The sequence below is a fragment of the Pseudomonas sp. LBUM1672 genome, from assembly GCF_059695655.1.
Window position 1 is genome coordinate 3612887 of record NZ_CP166781.1, and the last position, 17616, is coordinate 3630502.

Here is a 17616-nt window from a genome sequence, read left to right on the forward strand (position 1 = left end):
CGACTTTTTAACAGGGGAACAGGGATGGGTTGGCTGCACTCGAGACGTTTACATTACTGGCTAGGCGCTACAGCGATTGCGTTCGTGCTGTTTGCACTGCTGAGGGTGGTGTTCTTCTTCGGCTTTTCCGGGTTCGAACCCAAAGCCCTGAGCGACACACAAGGCGTCTGGGAAACCCTGAGCATCGGCTTTCGTTTCGATCTGCGCCTGGCCATCCTGATGATGTTGCCGCTGGCGTTGCTGGCCTGGATTCCGCGCTGGAACCTGCTCCGCAGCCGTCTGCTAAGGCGCATCGCACGCGTCTACCTGGTCGCAGTCCTGAGCGTACTACTGCTGATCTACATCATCGATTTTGGCCATTTCGCCTACCTGGGCGTGCGAATCAACGCCACTGTCCTGCGCTTCATCGAGGATGCGCAAATCTCCCGCGACATGGTCTGGCAGACTTACCCGGTGATCTGGATTTCGCTGGGTTGGCTGGCCACGGTCGCGTTTGTGACCCTGGCGCTGGTGCGTCTGGAAAGCGTCACGCTGGATCGCCCTCGCAAAATCATTCACCCGCTCTCCGCAACATGGGGCGGCGCGGTCATGGTCGTACTGGTGCTGCTGGGCATTCTGGGTCGTGTGGAAAACATGAACCTCGAAAACCCGGTGCCGTTGCGCTGGAGCGATGCGTTCTTCTCGGGCAATAACCAGATGGCCGCGCTGGGCCTGAACCCGGTGTTGTTCCTCTACGACACGGTCAAGGTCGGCCAGTCGCGTTACGACGAAGCGCAGGTGCGCGAACATTACCCGGTCATGGCCAACTACCTGGGGGTCGAAAAACCCGATCCGCAGACCCTGAATTTCGTCCGGCACCAGGCACCACAACCGTACAAAATTCCGGGCTCACGTGCGCCGAACGTCATGTTCATCATGCTTGAATCGCTGGGCACCAGTGCCGTCGGCGCCTATGGCAATCCGATCAATCCGACGCCCAATCTCGATCGCCTGGCCACCCAGAGCTGGTTCTTCGAGCACTTCTATGTGCCCGTGACGGGGACCGCAAAAACCGTCTGGGCCAGCATCAGCGGCGTACCTGACGTCACTCGCCAGGAAACCGCAACGCGCAATCCACTGATCACCCAGCAAAACACGCTGATCAATGCCTTCACCGGTTACGAGAAGATCTACACCATCGGCGGCAACTCCGGCTGGGCCAACATGAATGCACTGATTCGGCAGAGCATCGACGGCGTGCGCTTGTTCGAAGAGCGCGACTGGAAATCGCCGGTGGTGGACGTCTGGGGCATTTCCGATCTGGACCTGTTCAAGGAAACCGATCAGATCCTGCAAGCACTGCCCAAGGACAAACCGTTCTTCGCGTATGTGCAGACGGCCGGCAATCACCGTCCGTTCACGATTCCCAAGAGCAATGACGGCTTCGAGGTCAAGCACCCTACCCTGGCCGAAGTACAGGCCGCAGGATCGCGCAGTGTCGAGCAGTACAACGCCGTGCGTTTGCTGGACTTCAATCTCGGACGCTTGATGGAAATCGCCAAGGCCGGCGGCTGGTATGAGAACACCATTTTCGTGATGTTCGGCGACCACAACACCCGCATCGCACAGATCCCGTTCCTGGCACCGGCCTACGAGCAACTGGGCCTGGAAAGCAACGCGGTGCCAATGATCATCCACGCACCGGGCTTGATCGGAACGCGCAAGGTCAAGGAAGCGGTTGGCCTGGTGGACTTGCTGCCCACCGTGGCAGGCATGGCCGGTCTTGAGTTCCGTAACAGCGGCATGGGCCGTGATATCCAGCAGCCCGCGCCAGAAGGCGAACGTGTGGTGCCGCTGGTATTGCGTGAAGGCACATTCCCGTTGATCGCCGGCGTCACGCAACACTACATGGTGCAGATGGAGCACGACGGCAGCTCGCCAACCCTTCACGACCTCGCCTCGATGACGCCACGGGACAACGTTGCCGAGAAAAACCCTGAAGAGTTCAAACGCCTGTCGGCGCTGACCCGCGCCATGCATGAAACCTCACGGTTGATGCTGTACCAGAACGTTCGAAAGTAACCGTTCAGGCCTGAAAATCCGCGTCTATGCTTCGGATAGACGCGGGTCCTCCCCGCAACATCCGTAAAAGACTCTGCCTATTACCTCCTAATACTCCACCTATTAGCTGACTCCCCAAGTGGGGTCTAACCTGTATCCAGCGCTGGCGGAACAAGCCGGCCGGTTTAGTGCTGATAAGGAGACAGGAATGAGTCCGAAGCTTGACTAGGCCACCCGTGGGCCACCGCCGCTGTCCAATTCCCGTGTGGTCCAGACGATCAGTTGATCCAACTGTTGGTCCTGCAGCCTATGTCATTGAATTCGCTCGTTGCTATCTAACGCCCACCCCGGGCCGATAGCCGGATGAAACACGACCAAAGGTAGCTCACACATGGCAAATGAATCGAAATGCCCGTTCAATCACGCCGCTGGCGGTGGCACGACGAACCGCGATTGGTGGCCGAACCAACTGAATCTGAAGATCCTGCACCAGCACTCGTCCCTGTCCGACCCCATGGACGAGGGCTTCAACTACGCCGAAGAATTCAAGACCCTGGACTTTGAGGCGGTCAAGCGTGACCTGACGGCTCTGATGACCGACTCGCAAGACTGGTGGCCAGCGGACTTCGGCCACTATGGGCCGCTGTTCATTCGCATGGCTTGGCACGCCGCAGGCACGTATCGCACGGGCGATGGTCGTGGCGGTGCCGGCTCCGGTCAGCAGCGCTTTGCACCGCTCAACAGCTGGCCCGATAACGTCAGCCTCGACAAGGCGCGCCGGCTGCTCTGGCCGATCAAGCAAAAGTACGGCCGTAAAATCTCCTGGGCGGACCTGATCGTCCTCACCGGCAACGTCGCGCTAGAGTCCATGGGCTTCAAGACTTTCGGTTTTTCCGGGGGTCGTGCGGACGTTTGGGAACCGGATGAAGACGTCTACTGGGGTTCGGAAAACAAATGGCTGGGCGGTGACACCCGCTACGGCAAAGACAGCGCTCCCGTGGAAGCTCCCGGTGACGGTCCACTTGTCGCCGAACCCGGTAAAAACGAGGAGAGCCGTACCGAACACGGCCGTAATCTCGAAAACCCGCTGGCCGCCGTGCAAATGGGCCTGATCTACGTCAACCCCGAGGGACCGGAAGGCGAGCCAGACCCAGTCAGATCCGCCATAGACATCCGCGAAACCTTCGGCCGCATGGCAATGAACGACGAAGAAACCGTGGCGCTGATCGCCGGCGGTCACGCCTTCGGCAAAACCCACGGCGCAGGGCCTGCCGACAACGTCGGCGCCGAGCCCGAAGCCGCGGGCCTCGAAGCCCAGGGCTTTGGCTGGAAGAACAGCTTCGGCACCGGCAAAGGTCCGGACACCATCACCAGCGGCCTGGAAGTGACCTGGACCACCACGCCCACCCGGTGGAGCAACAATTACCTGGAAAACCTGTTCGGCTTCGAGTGGGAACTGAGCAAAAGCCCCGCCGGTGCGCACCAGTGGATTGCGAAAAACGGCGCGGGCGCCGGCACTATTCCGGATGCTCATGACCCGTCCAAACGGCGTAATCCGACGATGCTGACGTCGGACTTGGCCTTGCGATTCGACCCGATCTACGAACCGATTTCTCGGCGTTTCCTGGAAAATCCGGATCAACTGGCCGATGCGTTCGCCCGCGCCTGGTTCAAGCTGATCCACCGTGACATGGGCCCTCTCTCCCGCTACCTCGGCCCGGAAATGCCCAGCGAAGAATTGCTGTGGCAAGACCCGATTCCGGAGGTCGACCATGCCTTGGTCAACGAAAGTGACGTCGCCGCGCTCAAGAGCAAAGTGCTTGCTTCGGGCCTGAGCGTCTCGCAGCTGGTATCGACGGCGTGGGCAGCAGCTTCCACCTTCCGTGGCTCCGACAAACGTGGTGGCGCCAATGGGGGGCGTCTGCGTCTGGCGCCGCAGAAATCCTGGCAAGCCAACCAACCTGATCAACTGGCGAATGTGCTGGCGAAACTCGAAAGCATCCAGAGCGAGTTCAACAACAGCGGCAAGAAAGTCTCGCTGGCTGACCTGATCGTGCTGGCGGGTAACGCTGGCGTCGAACAGGCGGCGAAAAATGCCGGTCACAGCGTCACGGTGCCGTTCACCCCAGGACGGATGGACGCTTCGCAAGAGCAGACGGATGTCGAATCCTTCGGCTTCCTCGAACCCATCGCCGATGGCTTCCGTAACTACCTCAAGTCCCGCTACAGCGTGTCGGCCGAGCATCTGCTGATCGACAAAGCGCAACAACTGACGCTCACCGCGCCAGAAATGACCGCGCTCGTGGGTGGCCTGCGCGTGTTGAACACCAATGTCGGGCAAACCAGACACGGCGTGTTCACCCAGCAGCCAGAAGCGTTGACCAATGACTTCTTCAAGAACCTGCTGGACATGGGCGTGGAATGGAAACCGACCTCAGAATCCAATGAAGAGTTTGAAGCACGCGATCGTAAAACCGGCGAAGTGAGGTGGACCGGAACCCGTGTTGACCTGGTCTTTGGCTCTCATGCGCAGTTGAGGGCGCTGGCTGAGGTTTACGCGAGCAGTGACACGAAGGAGAAGTTTGTGAAGGACTTCGTGGCGGCGTGGACCAAGGTGATGAACCTGGATCGCTTCGATGTGAAGTGATGCACTCGTTGAATCGGTAAGGCTTGAAAGGACCACCCCGACCCGGTGATACGGGTCGGGGGAATCCCTCTGAACTCACCTGCTTATATAAGCTGCTGAATCTTCGCGATCCGAGCGTGTTCCCAGTATCGCGATGGCCTGCGCAGTAAAGCAGTAACTCTTGTCTGCCCCAAAAACGATGACCCCCTCTTCACAGAGACGCTTGAGCACTTCCCGCACGCTGATAAACGGTAAATCGGTTGAGAAGGATTGCAGATATGAATGCACTCCGCGCACACCTATGGGCGTTCCTTCCTTCGCGGCGACCAACATGGCATCGATCACTTTCAAGCGAATAAGGCTGGTGCGCAATCCGTAATAGCGAAGCAACGCCCGGATGTGCTCGTTGGAACTGCGCTCGAAATCGAATGCCCGGTGAGCAGTCGTCGATTGGAATATCAAGGGTGCGAGGGTCGCCGATGCTGAGGTGTTTAACATTCGAATACTCCTTTTCACAAAACGTTCAGGCATCAAAAAATGCAGACGTGGCTATTCACCGAGCGTTATCGCCGACGACCCGTCTTCATCAAAAATCGACCGTAGCCGACAGCTGCAGCGTCCGCGGATAACCCGCAGAGAACGCACCATACGAGGCGACGCCAGACCAGTACTCTCGATCGAAGACGTTCTGCACCGTGGCGCGGAACGTCGTAGGTCGACCTTCGATTTTGGTGGTGTAGCGAGCGCCCGTGTCGAAGCGCGTCCAGGCATCCAGTTTCTGGGTATTGGCCTGATTCACATATTGGCTGCCGGTATAGATCGCGCCGCCAGTGAGCGTGAAGCCCTCCAGCCACGGGGTGTCCCATTCGGCCCAGAGGTTGGCTTGTACGTCGGGCACGCCCACCGGTTCGTTGCCTCGGTTAGCGGCTGTGGCGGAATCCGTCAGTTCGCCATCGAGGAAGGTCACGCCGCCCATCAAGCGAGTACCCGGCGCAACTTCGCCGAACATGCTCAGCTCAACGCCGCGGTTGCGTTGTTCGGCCTGCACCGAGAACACGTTGCCTGCGCCGATTTCTCCGCTGGGCTTTTCAATCTGGAACAACGCCAGGGTGGTCATGAACGTGCCATGTTCATATTTGACGCCGATTTCGTGTTGCTTCGACTCATAAGGCGCAAAGGTTTCACCGGAGTTGGCGGCGGTGCCTGGTGCTATATCACCTTTACTCAAACCCTCGACATAGTTGTAGTAAAGCGACACGTCTTCCCAGGGTTTGACCACCACGCCGACCAGCGGCGTCGTGGCGCTGTCGTCATATTTGGAGCTGACCGAACCTGTCGCGGTGTAGTTACGCGACTCGATGTCCTGTTTACGCACACCCAAGGTCAGCTGGATACGGTCGTCCAGCACGGACAAGGTGTCGGTCAGCGCCACACCGGACAACTCCGACTCGGAAATGCGCAGCACCTTTGGCGCGTTGAGGAATTGTTCGGGCACCTCCACCGGGTGGTAGATGTTCGAACGGATTTCGGTTCCGTTGGTGATGCCCCGCGACAATTCGTCCTGATACCGGGTCGCCATCAGCGTGGTCGTGTGGGTGACAGGCCCGGTGGCGAACACGCCACGGATACCCACGTCGGCCGTCGATCGATCGACGTTGAATTTGTAATAACCGGGAATGTTGCTGGTGTCGCCGGCGTTGTTGAGGATTCTCGGCACCTGGTCGGACTTGCGCTTGACGTCTGCCTTGCCGCCACCGGCATGGGCGAATACGGTGACCGCATCAGTCAGATCATATTCGCCGCCCAGCAATGCCGACTGCTCCCTGGTGTCGGACCATCCCCAATCCTGCGTCAAGTTAGTACGACCATTGGGCGCAGAGGGAGTATCGACACCCAGCGCCACCGTAAAGGGCCGCGAGGGAGCCTCGAAGCTTTCTTTCTGGCTGATGAAGTCAAGGTTCAAGCGCAGTCGCTCCCCTTGATAATCGAGCGCAATGGCCCCGATATCGACCGATCGTTCCTGGTCGTCAACGGCGGTATCGCCCCCCTGGAGGCTGCCGTTGAAGCGCACGCCGAACTGGTTCTCGTCGCCAAAACGACGGCTGATATCCAGATGACCGCCTGCTTGCGAGTCCGACGCGTAACTCGCGGTAAAGCGAGTCAGGTCTTCGGCCAGTGGCCGCTTGGGCACGATATTGATCACGCCGCCGACACCGCTGTTCGGCGAGATCCCGTACATCAAGGCCCCCGGCCCCTTGAGCACTTCGACGCGTTCGGCGTAGTCGGTGAACACCCGATAGTTGGGCGCCACGCCATACACGCCGTCGAAGGCCAGCTCGCCCAGGTTGCCTTCGCCCACCGCGAAACCGCGAATGAAAAAGGAATCGACGATGCCGCCGGTTTGACCGGTGGAGCGCACTGATGGATCTCGTTCCAGGGCATCGGCAACGGTCACCGTTTGCAGGTCGGCGAATGTCTTGGCGGTGTAGCTGGTTACACTGAACGGCGTATCCATCACATCTTTGTTGCCCATCATCCCCAGGCGCGCACCGCTAGCAACCTGCCCACCGGCAATGACTCCCGGCAGCACGGTCGGGCTGGTGTAATCGGCAGTGATGTTGGTAGAGCCGAGTGTCAAGCCATCGGCATTCGGGTTTGCCGAAGCGTCAGGTGTCTTGGCGACGTCAGCATCCTGTTGCTGTTGGGCGGCAGCCCAGGTGTTGGCGCTTCCTGCGACCAGGGCAAAACTCAGCATGGCGGTACGAATGGCCTGCGTTAACGCGCGCTCACCGCATGGTCGACTGGCAACGGACATGACGTAAGGATCCTTTTGGGCAAGAGAAAATGGTAATCACTCCTATTGCCAGTCGACCCGCGAAAAAGTATCACCCTCTCTTTGAAAATTTTTGGGCTCCTCGGCCGTAAAGCCGAGGAGCCTGCCCGGTCAATCACACGTACAGGCAGTCGAGCGGTATCGCGATCACCGGCAAGGCCGGGTTGAACGCATGCCGCGTGGTCTTGTACGGAAACAGCTCGCCACGGGCGATCGTGGTGAAAATCCGTGGCACCTCGAACGTTTGCCCGGTCTGCCAATGCCACACACAAACGCGCGGGTCGGCGTAATCGAGCTGGATGCACGGGACCCTTTTCAACCCCAGTTGCAGCGCCGCGTTGAACCGGTGATTACCGTCCATCACGATGCCTTTCGAGCGCTCGACGATGATCGGTTCCAGCCAATGCCCGGCCCGGATGATGGCCTCGCGCAGCAACGCCACATTGGCTGGATCGACCTGTTCCGACTGCAACACATCGCACATTGGCCGCAGCGCAATCTGATAACCGTGCCCCATGATTCATCTCCTGTTCGACGGTGGCTCAGCAGGCATCGGCCTTGGCAACCAGCGCGTATCGACTGGCCACGTCCAGCAGACGCTGCGCCTGTTCGATGAGGGGCAGATCGACCATCTCACCGTCCACTTGCACCGCATGACTGCCTCCGGCCACGGCGCTCAAGACTCGATCCGCCCAGGCCAGCTGGCGCGCATCAGGCAGGAAGGCTCGCTGGACAGTGCCCAACTGTGCGGGATGGATGCAGAGCTTGGCGCCAAACCCCAGGGACCGGGCGTAATGCGACTCCTGCGCAACCACCGTCATGTCACTGATCGCCGGTGTCACGCCATCGATCGGTGCCGGCAAATCGGCGGTACGCGAGGCCAGCACAATCCGGTTTCGAGCGAACAGAAAGGCCTCGGGGATCTGGCTGCAATTGATATCCAGGGAAAAATCCAGCGAGCCAAATGCCAGGCGCGCCAGCCCAGGTATTGCGGCAATGTCCTCGACCTGTTGCAGGCCTTTGGCGGTCTCGATAATGGCGACGATCTTGAGTTCGGGATTCCATGCCAGCAGGTCTTCGACGACCCGGGACAAGTCCTTGGGGCGTTCCGCCTTGGGCAGGAAAATACCCGCGCAGCGCTCGGGATAACGCATGTCCCTGAGCCAGGTCAGGTCTTGGCGAAAAAGCGCACTGCTGACGCTGTTCAGACGGATGTAACGCTGGCAGCGCACCGTCGGCGTGCTCTCCTGCCAAGCCCAGATTGCGGCTCGCGCGGCGGCTTTGCTTCCCGGATGAACGGCATCCTCGAGGTCAAGAATGATTGCATCCGGAGCCGCATCGACCGCTTTGGAAAAACGTTCGGGACGATTGCCTGGAACGAACAGGTAGCTGATGGGAAGCGTGGCTTGGGTGCTGAGACGATCAGTTGTCATGAATCTCTCCTTGGCATGCATCAGTCGTGGGTTTCAAAAAAATTTCGGGTATCTGCGGCGTCGCATTTCCGAGCCTGGAAACGGCGTGTTGCTTCAACCTTCAACGCCTTGTTCATCAAGGTTTTAAGGTGTTTTTTCAGGCAGGAACGCATGCTTGCAAGAGCGTGCAAATAATCGCTTTTGCACTCTTGCTCAACGGGTGGATATCCAAAATATTTGAAAACCTTACTTGATAATCGTTCGCGTTAGCAATATTGTTCTCGCCGCCAAGAGAAACAATTCTCGAATCAAAGCAAGCGTTCATGTTTACGGGAAGTACAGAGCAGTGATGTCATTTGAATGTCAGCTGCTGGCACTTTACAGGGGGTTAGGCCATCAACTAATGGCCGAACAATCTGTCCCTATAAACCTTATGGAATGGGGTTCTCATGCAATTGTTTTGTATAGCATTTATGACGACTATTACCCCTGACACATTCTCGGGTTTTATCTGGCATCCGCCTCCTGAATCATTAAACGCTCGTGCCTGACGAGCGCAAAGATCACACCTATCGATAACGTTTAGTTGTCGAAATATGAATGGCGAGATTTTCGATGCCAGGGGTTAACTATGCCTATTACAATTGCGTCGTCATTAGATGAACGGATTGAAGTTCATCAGCCAGAACTGCTTAAACCGCTGCTCGACCCTGTTGTGGCACAACTGATTCATCAGTATCCGCAAACACTTCTGGAACTGGTGTCTCAATACGGATCACCCTTGAATCTGGTGTGGCCACATGCCTTTGAACTCAACACCCTCGCCCTCTTGGCGGTGTTGAAACAGCACGATGTGCAGCACGCTATTTTCTATGGCGCCAAAGCCAATAAATCCCAATGCCTGCTTGGCGCGGCATCAGACTCTGGCATCGGCATCGACGTTTCAAGCCTTCACGAAATGGACGCAGCGCTGCGATCCGGCCTACCGGCGCAACGTTTGTGCGCCACGGGACCGGCCAAAACCACGGTGTTTCATCGCGCGTTGGTGCAGGCCGGCTCACTCATTTGCGTGGACTCCCTGGAAGAGTACGGTCACCTCACTGCGCTGATCGAATCCATGCCGGAACCCGTGAAAGCCAGGGTTTTACTGCGTTACAGGCCACAGAGCTGCCCGAGCAGCCGTTTCGGAATGGGTGCGAGTGAGGTGCTTCAATGCCTGCAACACCTGACTGAACACCGCGAAACTTTCCACTTCGAAGGTTTCCATTTTCACCTCGGCGGCTATGGATTCGAAACCCGGGTACAAGCCTTTCGCGAGGTGAGCGGTTTCGTCGAAGCGGCACGGGAAATGGGTTTAAACCCGACCATGATCGACATCGGCGGAGGCTTGCCGATGCGTTATGTCGAGTCTCAGGCCTATAGCAGTTTTTTACAAAACGATAATAAGCCGAGCAACTATGAAAACCAGAAAGTTCCAGCCTCTTTTTACCCATACGGCAGTAGCCTGACTGCCTGCCAGTGGCTGGCCTTATTTCTCGAAGCTGATTATTCAGCAGGACAGTCCATTGCGAGCTATTTGAAAGCCCAGCCTTTAACGCTGGCACTGGAGCCCGGCAGAAGCCTGGTGGATCAGGCGGCCATTTCCGTGTTTCGCATTACACGCACCAAACAGCTCACAAACAACAGAACCGTCATCTTTGTTGAGGGCAGTAGTTTCAGCGCTTGCGAGACGTGGTTCTCATCCGAATATCTCGTGGACCCGATACTCATCAGCTCCGGCCAACTACCGCACTCCCCGATACAAGCTTACATCGCCGGCCACAGTTGTCTGGATGACGATGTCATCACTCATCGCTTAATCAATTTCAGTACTTCACCGCAGGCGGGTGACTTATTGATTTACGTCAATACCGCCGGTTATCAGATGGACTTGCTGGAGAACGAGTTTCATCGCCATCCCCTGCCCCGGCGATTGATGGCGACCTGTTGTACGGAAGGTAACTACGCGTTTTCACCGGACTACTAAAAGGGAATATTTCAAATGATACTGAATAAAGTCTCGGACCTTATTGGCAATACGCCAATGTTGGGTATTGATGTTCCTGATACGAACGCCAGGTTGTTGCTCAAGATTGAAAAGAACAATCCCGGCGGCAGCATAAAAGACCGCATGGCACGCAACATGGTGCTCGCGGCGCTCAAGTCAGGAAGGCTGAAACCGGGTGGCGTGGTCGTCGAATCGTCTTCCGGCAACACCGGCATCGGCCTGGCCATGGCGGCCGTCGAGTTTGGCCTGCATTTCATCGCTGTGGTCGATCACCACGCGGCTCAAGACAAGATCGCCGTGATGAAGGCACTGGGCGCCGAAGTCCGGTTTGTCGCGGGGACCTACCGCGAAGATGAAGTCGCCGTGGTCGAGCGCCAACGGTTAGCGGCCGAACTCGCGTCGCAGATTCCGGGCGCGGTGTTCATGAACCAATCCGACAATGCCGCCAACGCCGGCGGGTATAGCGATTTCGTGCGCGAAACCATTGCCCAGGCCGAAGGTCGTGTCGGCGCCTACGTCGGTTGTGTCGGCACCGGCGGCTCGATGACAGGAATCGCTCGAGGGCTGAAACTGCACAACCCCGACACCGTCACAGTCGCTGTCGAACCGGCCGGTTCCATCGTCTTTGGCCATCCCGGCTATCCGTACTATCAATCAGGCACCGGCACCCCGGCCGGGGACACCGTGGGCCTGGTGCTCGACTACAGCTGCATCGACCTGGGTGTGCAAGTCACCGATTCCCAAGCCTTCGAAACGGCACGGTACATCGCTCGCAACCTGGCCTTGCTGGTCGGCGGATCCACTGGTGGCGCCATCTTCAAGGCACTGGAACTGATTCACAAAGGCGTGCTGACCGGCAACGTCGTGGTGCCGATCGCCGATGGCGGCGAGAAGTACCTGCACACAGTATTTGACGACAAATGGCTGGAAGAACGCGACCTGCTGGACCCGAATGTCGCGCCGCAACTGGATATCTGGCTGGGCAAGACCCAATGGCTGGACTCCGTCTCCACGCCTCTGCAATTGAGCGTCGCATGACGCGCCTCCCACACAGGAACGCCTCTCAATGAAACCGCTGAAAGTCGCCATCTGTGGCGGAGGCAGGACCGGTCACCTCAATGCCATCCTGTTCAAACAGCTGCCCAATGTTCAGGTCTCGATGCTCACCAGCAACCTGGAGATCGTTGATCAACACGCTCGCCATACGCCGATGCAGGCGTTGATGCCGGACGGCTCGACGCTGAGCGCCCGGCTGGACCGGGTGACCACGGATGCCAGCGCAGCCGTCGAGGATGCCGACATCGTCATCATTACCGTGCCGGCCCATGCCCGGCCGCACACTCTGCAAGCGATTGCCCCGCATCTGAGTTCGAGCAAACCGGTGTACATCGGTGCGATTCCCGGCTTCTGCGGTTTCGACTGGCTGGCCGAAGCCACGCTGGCCGACCGGCCGAACCTGGTGATCTGGGGCATGAAAGATGTCCCGCACACGGCTTTCGATCTCAAGCCCGGGCTGTCGATCAAAATGGGCGGCGGCAAAAGCCAGTTATACGTGGCGACCCACGCCAGGGAGTCGCAAGCCTCCCGCCAGCACCTGCAGGACATGCTCACCGTGCTCTACGGCCCGTGCGTGACGATGCTCGACAACTACCTCGAAATCACCCTCACCCCGGGCAACCCGATCATGCACAGCTCGGTGATTTACGGGCTGATCGGGCCCTACGGCCAATGGCATCGCAAGATCTTTCCCCAGCGCATGTGCTGGTGGACCGAATGCCCCGAATTGGGCGCCTATTTCCTGGAGCGCATGGATCAGGAAAGTCAGGACCTGTGCGCCGTCATCAGCCAGCGAATGGGTGTCGACCTGTCTTCGGTCAAATCCCTGAAGCAGGAAATTGTCGAGGCGTACGGTGAACAGATTCGCGACCAGAGCAGCATGCTGTCGATCCTGCGCACCAATCAGGCCTACAACGACATCCTTGCGCCCATGGTGCCCGCCGATGACAACCGCGCCGGTTACGTGATCGAACGCGAGAGCCGCGCCTTCAACGAAGACGTCGCCTACGGCCTGGTGCTGCTGGTGGAAATGGCCAGGCGTTTCGAGCTCAAAGTCCCCTACATCGAGGAAGTTCTGCACTGGAGCGTTTCCTACATGCAAGGCCTGCGCGACTCGGCGCTCGATTACTTCCCAAGCCAATGGCCGCGCACGGCATGAGTCGCGCCCTCACCTCTTCATTTACTTATCGACGAGCAGATAGCTGATATGGATGACCTCAAAACACTGATCGCCTACTCCCGCAAAAACGCCATGCGACGGATGATTCGTTGCCTGTTTGCCGAAAACATTCTGGACCGTTCGGCCCTGGTTTTTTCCGCCGAGGGAAACCAGGCCACCTACCCACTGGAGAACGCCCGTGCCCACGTGTTTTTCACTGAAATCGCCATGGGACCGGCCGACACCCTGGTCAACGACGGTGACGTGGTGCTGGTGACCGATGAAGGCGTACGCCAGGTGATTCACAGTCATCAGGACTTGCTGGACGTGCTGCGTGACAGCTTCGACTTCGAACCGACGGATGAAGGCATGGCCGGGCTCAAGTCGGACATGGAAAACAGCCTGCTGAACGATGCCCATGCTCGCCAGTATCGCCAGGAATGGAACGCGCGCCTGGCCGACGCCGCCAAAAGCCATGGCCTCGACAGCCTTACCGACTATCTTCGCCAACACGCCAGCACCAAAGATGCGGCCATCCTGCTGGACCAATGGGGCTCGCTGGAAGGTCATCCGTACTATCCGACGTGGAAATCCCGCCCGGGCCTGAGTGACGCCGAAGTCGAGCAACTGTCGCCTGAATTCAACGCCCACGTACCGCTGCGTATTGCAGCGTTGCGCGCCGACATGGCCAAAAGCGAAAGCATGCCGCACGTCACCAGTTACCACGCCTGGTTTGCCACGAACTTCCCGGTGCAATGGGAACAATGGAAGGCTTCGCTGAATGACAAAGGCCTGGACGAAACCCGGTGGCTACCGCTGCCGATTCACGCCTGGCATCTGCAGGCCTACGTCCTCAAGACGTTTGCCGCGGAAATCGAAGAAGGCATCCTGATCACTGAGGGGCCGGACCTTCAGACCCTGCCGACCATGTCGTACCGCACGATGATGCCGGTGCTCGACGAAACAGCGCCGCTGATCAAATTGCCGATCGCGTTGTGGATGACCAGCGAACTGCGCAGCCTGCAAGCGAAGTCAATTCACATGGGGCCGCGCATCAGCACGGTGATCACCAAGATCCTCGCCGCCGAAAACGGCTTCGACCAGCAACTGGAGATTTTCCCGGAAGAGATCGGCGTGCGTTATAAAAACGCGATCACACAGGACGATGCGCCTGGCCGTCATCTGTCAGTGGTCTATCGCGCCAGTCAGCAGGCGTTTGAACGCAGCGACGATTGCCTGCCGATTACCGTGGCGTCGTTGTTCACCCGGTTGCCCGGCAGCGGTCGTCCGCTGTTTACCGACCTGATCGAACGCGACGGCGTTCGGGCCAGCGCCGACACGGTCGAGACCTGGTTCCGCCAATACGCCAACGTGGTCACCCGCCCGGTGGTGGCGATCTATCTGCTGTACGGCATCGGGCTTGAAGCACATCAGCAAAACACCATGGTGCTGTTTTCCCCCGATGGCAAAGCACGTAGTCTGCTGATCCGCGATTTTGGCGATGGCAGGACCTATGCTCCGTTGCTGGAGGAACGCGGTTACACCCTGCAACCGCATGTTCAGCCCGGCATCTTGCCGACGGTGTTCGTCGAGGATATCGAGCCGGTGCGCATGTTCGTACTGGACGCGGCATTCCTCACGCACCTGCACGAAATGGCCCTGTGGCTGACGAAGGAGTACGCGTTGAACAACCCCCGGATGTGGGAGATCTTGCGTGAAGAAACCGAGAACGCCTTCGCAGCCGTGCGTGACCGGGTCTCGCCAGCGCTGTGGGAAGTCGAGCGCAAAGCGTTCGTTCAGGACCCATGGCCCACCCGGTCGTTGTTGCGCATGCATTTGATGCAGTACTCCAACTATCGTTTGCAGCACACGCTGACCAACCCGCTTGATGCTGTTTAACCACCGAGGCTGACTCATGTCCCATGCAGGTCCCATCCAGGGTTCGCGAGTAAGAATCCTGATTTATCTTCTGTTCGCGATCCAGCTCATCTCCATGGGCGCGATGGAAATGAGCGGGCCGTTCTGGCCCGTCCACCTGCGTGGGCTGACCGCTTCGGAATCGGTATTCAGCTTCGCCAGCATCGCCGTCTACGTCGGTCCGATGCTGGGGATTATCCTGACCAGCGCCTTCTGGGGCCGTATCGGCGATCGCTACGGCCACAAGCTGATGATGATCCGCGCCCTCGCCGGTTTGTCATTGACCCAGCTTGGCCTGGCCCTGTTCAGCGACATCTGGGTGATCCTGATCCTGCGCTTCCTGCAAGGCGCTTTCGCCGGGTACATCGCCCCGGCACAGGCTTACGGTGTCAGCATCGAAGCACCCTCGCGGCGGGCGCGACTGTTTGCGATCCTGCAGATATCGACCAACGTCGGCTCGTTGCTCGGCGCCGTCGTCGGTGGCCTCATCCTCGATTACGCGACCTTCTTCTGGATCAACATCATCGCTTCGGTCCTGTGCGCCATTTGCACCGTGGTGGCGGCCGTGACGTTGCCGGATGTTCCGCCCGTAAAGAAAACGCCGGTCGTGGACACGGCGACTCCGGTCAGGCGCTCAGGTAGCGTCTGGCAAGGTTCGCCCCTGTTGTCGCTGCTGGGCGTCATGGGCATTCTGCTGTTGGCGCGGATGCTGCCGCAGACCTCCTTCTCGCTGTATGTCAGCTCGGTGTTCGAGGTCAGCAACTCGGTCGTCGGCTTGTGTTACGGCTTGCTGGCACTGGGTTTCATCCTCTCGGCCACCGCGTGGTCGCGCTACTTCGAGCACCGCACCCAACAGGAAACCCTGCACCGCATCACCTACATTGTCATCGGCTGCGTGGTCCTGACCGCGGTCGCTGGTGTCACACGCAGCCCCGCCGTGTTTGTCATTGCCTACTTCATATGGGGCGTACTGCTGGGCGCCACCACACCAGTGCTGATGGCCCTGATCTCGAAAACAGCCGACAGCTCACAACAGGGCTATGTGCTGGGGATTGCGCAGAGCACCGCGCAATTCGCCTCGATTGCGGGGATCTCGGCCGGTGGTTTGCTCAGCCAGGTCTATGGCTTGCAGTACACCTACCTGTTTGTGTGTCTGGCCTATGTCGTCGCGCTGATTCCCATCATCGCCCTGCGTTACTGGCCGGTGGTCATGCAAACGAGCCAAGCCCCACCCGGCGACTGATCTAGGAGTCTTGCGTTGAACATTGCACAACTGCGTGCCGACACCCCCGGTGTCGAGCAGCTGATTCACTTTAACAATGCCGGCGCGGCCTTGATGCCCGACCCGGTGATCGATGTCATGACCCGCCACCTTCAATTCGAAGCCAGACTCGGTGGCTACGAGGCGGCCGGGCAACGTGCGGCTGAACTGGAGAATGTCTACGGCGCCATCGGCCGCCTGATCAATGCTGACCCCGACGAAATCGCCGTCATCGAAAACGCGACCCGCGCCTGGGACATGGCCTTTTATTCATTGCCGCTGCAACCCGGTGATGTGGTGCTGACCTCCACCACCGAATACGCCGGCAACTTCATTCCTTATCTGCAGCTGAAACAGCAGCGCGGCATTGAAATCCGGGTCATTCCCAACGATGAACAGGGCCAGGTTTCACTTGGCGCCTTGCAGGACATGCTGGGCGATGAGCGCGTCGCGTTGGTGTCTTTGCCGATGATCGCGACCAACGGCGGACCGGTTCAGCCCATCGAGCAGATCGGTGCGCTGGCCCGGGATGCCGGCGTGCTGTTTTTGCTCGATGCCTGCCAGGGTGTCGGGCAAATGCCGATCGATGTGCGCAAAATCGGCTGTCACCTCCTCGCCGCGACCAGTCGAAAGTACCTTCGGGGGCCCAGGGGCATGGGCTTTCTATACGTTGAAAAGTCGCTGTGCCAAAACCTTGAACCGGCGTTTCTCGACCTGCATGCCGCATCGTTGCTGACGCCAGACACCTTCAAGATCCGTGACGATGCCCGCCGCTTCGAAAACTGGGAATGCAACGTGGCCGCGAAACTGGGCCTGGGGGCAGCGGTTGAATACGCACTGGCACAAGGCATCGAGCCGATGTGGCAGCGCATTCAGCAACTGGCGAACCACTTGCGGCATCGACTGGCCGAAGTCCCTGGCGTCACACTTCGCGACAGAGGTGCGCTCACGTCCGGGATCGTGACGTTCACGCGTCGGGACAGCAGCGCCGCAGACGTACAGCAATGGCTTGCGGGACAAGATAAACGGATCAACGTCTCCACCTCGACATTCCGCTCAACCCTGCTCGACATGCAGCAACGAGGTTTGCAGGAAGTCAGCCGCGCTTCGGTCCACGCTTACAACACCGAAGGCGAAATCGACGCCCTGATTGAAGCGCTGATGCGCATGCCGCGAATCTGAAAACGGGATGCAGAATCGCCCTTGCGTCGGAGCGTCTTTGTCACTTAGCATTGTGAATACTTCTCAATTGCAAAAAAGCCGCC

The 17616-nt window shown here is 58.7% G+C and carries 12 protein-coding genes; 8 read left to right on the top strand and 4 right to left on the bottom strand.

The annotated features are described in order from the left end of the window. The first annotated feature begins 24 nt into the window (after positions 1-24). Together ACA053_RS16385 and katG are read left to right on the top strand one after the other, a co-directional pair. Positions 25-2061 (top strand): LTA synthase family protein, encoded by a 2037-nt coding sequence (locus ACA053_RS16385; protein ID WP_497311779.1) that lies wholly within the window; start codon positions 25-27, stop codon positions 2059-2061. A gap of 370 nt (positions 2062-2431) precedes the next feature. Beyond that, positions 2432-4687: a catalase/peroxidase HPI gene (katG, locus tag ACA053_RS16390; RefSeq protein WP_497393105.1), complete on the top strand. Its 2256-nt coding sequence runs from the start codon at positions 2432-2434 to the stop codon at positions 4685-4687. Positions 4688-4762: 75 nt separating this feature from the next. Here the strand turns inward: katG and ACA053_RS16395 are convergent, their stop codons facing one another. The 4 genes from ACA053_RS16395 to ACA053_RS16410 all read right to left on the bottom strand — a co-directional run bounded on the left by ACA053_RS16395 (position 4763) and on the right by ACA053_RS16410 (position 8932). Then, entirely contained in the window at positions 4763-5164 is a 402-nt protein-coding gene (locus tag ACA053_RS16395) for a fe2+ zn2+ uptake regulation protein (RefSeq protein ID WP_497393106.1), read from the bottom strand. 88 nt (positions 5165-5252) lie between these two features. Further along, positions 5253-7481: a TonB-dependent receptor gene (locus tag ACA053_RS16400; RefSeq protein ID WP_497393107.1), complete on the bottom strand. Its 2229-nt coding sequence runs from the start codon at positions 7479-7481 to the stop codon at positions 5253-5255. 133 nt (positions 7482-7614) lie between these two features. Continuing rightward, positions 7615-8016 carry a transcriptional regulator gene (locus ACA053_RS16405; RefSeq protein WP_497393108.1) on the bottom strand — a complete coding sequence of 134 codons (402 nt, stop codon included), beginning with the start codon at positions 8014-8016 and terminating at the stop codon, positions 7615-7617. 25 nt (positions 8017-8041) lie between these two features. Continuing rightward, a complete protein-coding gene (locus ACA053_RS16410; RefSeq protein WP_497393109.1) occupies positions 8042-8932 on the bottom strand; it encodes an HpcH/HpaI aldolase/citrate lyase family protein in 891 nt (296 codons plus the stop codon). A 610-nt stretch (positions 8933-9542) separates the two neighbouring features. On the opposite strand from ACA053_RS16410, the gene ACA053_RS16415 reads away from it, so the two are divergent. Genes ACA053_RS16415 through ACA053_RS16440 form a run of 6 tightly spaced genes read left to right on the top strand, consistent with a single transcriptional unit; the run spans position 9543 to position 17533 of the window. Further along, entirely contained in the window at positions 9543-10937 is a 1395-nt protein-coding gene (locus ACA053_RS16415; RefSeq protein ID WP_497393110.1) for a Y4yA family PLP-dependent enzyme, read from the top strand. 15 nt (positions 10938-10952) lie between these two features. Beyond that, on the top strand, positions 10953-11996 hold the full coding sequence (locus ACA053_RS16420; protein ID WP_461974384.1) for a PLP-dependent cysteine synthase family protein: 1044 nt from the start codon (positions 10953-10955) through the stop codon (positions 11994-11996). A gap of 28 nt (positions 11997-12024) precedes the next feature. Continuing rightward, positions 12025-13173 carry an NAD/NADP-dependent octopine/nopaline dehydrogenase family protein gene (locus ACA053_RS16425; RefSeq protein WP_109632316.1) on the top strand — a complete coding sequence of 383 codons (1149 nt, stop codon included), beginning with the start codon at positions 12025-12027 and terminating at the stop codon, positions 13171-13173. Positions 13174-13221: 48 nt separating this feature from the next. Beyond that, the gene (locus ACA053_RS16430) at positions 13222-15072 is read left to right on the top strand and encodes an IucA/IucC family protein (RefSeq protein ID WP_497393111.1); all 1851 of its coding nucleotides are present in this window, start codon (positions 13222-13224) and stop codon (positions 15070-15072) included. A gap of 16 nt (positions 15073-15088) precedes the next feature. Further along, on the top strand, positions 15089-16333 hold the full coding sequence (locus ACA053_RS16435) for an MFS transporter (protein ID WP_109632320.1): 1245 nt from the start codon (positions 15089-15091) through the stop codon (positions 16331-16333). Between the two features lie 15 nt (positions 16334-16348). After that, entirely contained in the window at positions 16349-17533 is a 1185-nt protein-coding gene (locus tag ACA053_RS16440; RefSeq protein WP_497393112.1) for an aminotransferase class V-fold PLP-dependent enzyme, read from the top strand. The last annotated feature ends 83 nt before the right edge of the window (positions 17534-17616 follow it).

Coding starts and splice junctions, on each gene's coding strand:
- ACA053_RS16385 (WP_497311779.1), top strand. CDS start 25: ATGGGTTGGCTGCACTCGAGACGTTTACATTACTGGCTAGGCGCTACA.
- katG (WP_497393105.1), top strand. CDS start 2,432: ATGGCAAATGAATCGAAATGCCCGTTCAATCACGCCGCTGGCGGTGGC.
- ACA053_RS16395 (WP_497393106.1), bottom strand. CDS start 5,164: ATGTTAAACACCTCAGCATCGGCGACCCTCGCACCCTTGATATTCCAA.
- ACA053_RS16400 (WP_497393107.1), bottom strand. CDS start 7,481: ATGTCCGTTGCCAGTCGACCATGCGGTGAGCGCGCGTTAACGCAGGCC.
- ACA053_RS16405 (WP_497393108.1), bottom strand. CDS start 8,016: ATGGGGCACGGTTATCAGATTGCGCTGCGGCCAATGTGCGATGTGTTG.
- ACA053_RS16410 (WP_497393109.1), bottom strand. CDS start 8,932: ATGACAACTGATCGTCTCAGCACCCAAGCCACGCTTCCCATCAGCTAC.
- ACA053_RS16415 (WP_497393110.1), top strand. CDS start 9,543: ATGCCTATTACAATTGCGTCGTCATTAGATGAACGGATTGAAGTTCAT.
- ACA053_RS16420 (WP_461974384.1), top strand. CDS start 10,953: ATGATACTGAATAAAGTCTCGGACCTTATTGGCAATACGCCAATGTTG.
- ACA053_RS16425 (WP_109632316.1), top strand. CDS start 12,025: ATGAAACCGCTGAAAGTCGCCATCTGTGGCGGAGGCAGGACCGGTCAC.
- ACA053_RS16430 (WP_497393111.1), top strand. CDS start 13,222: ATGGATGACCTCAAAACACTGATCGCCTACTCCCGCAAAAACGCCATG.
- ACA053_RS16435 (WP_109632320.1), top strand. CDS start 15,089: ATGTCCCATGCAGGTCCCATCCAGGGTTCGCGAGTAAGAATCCTGATT.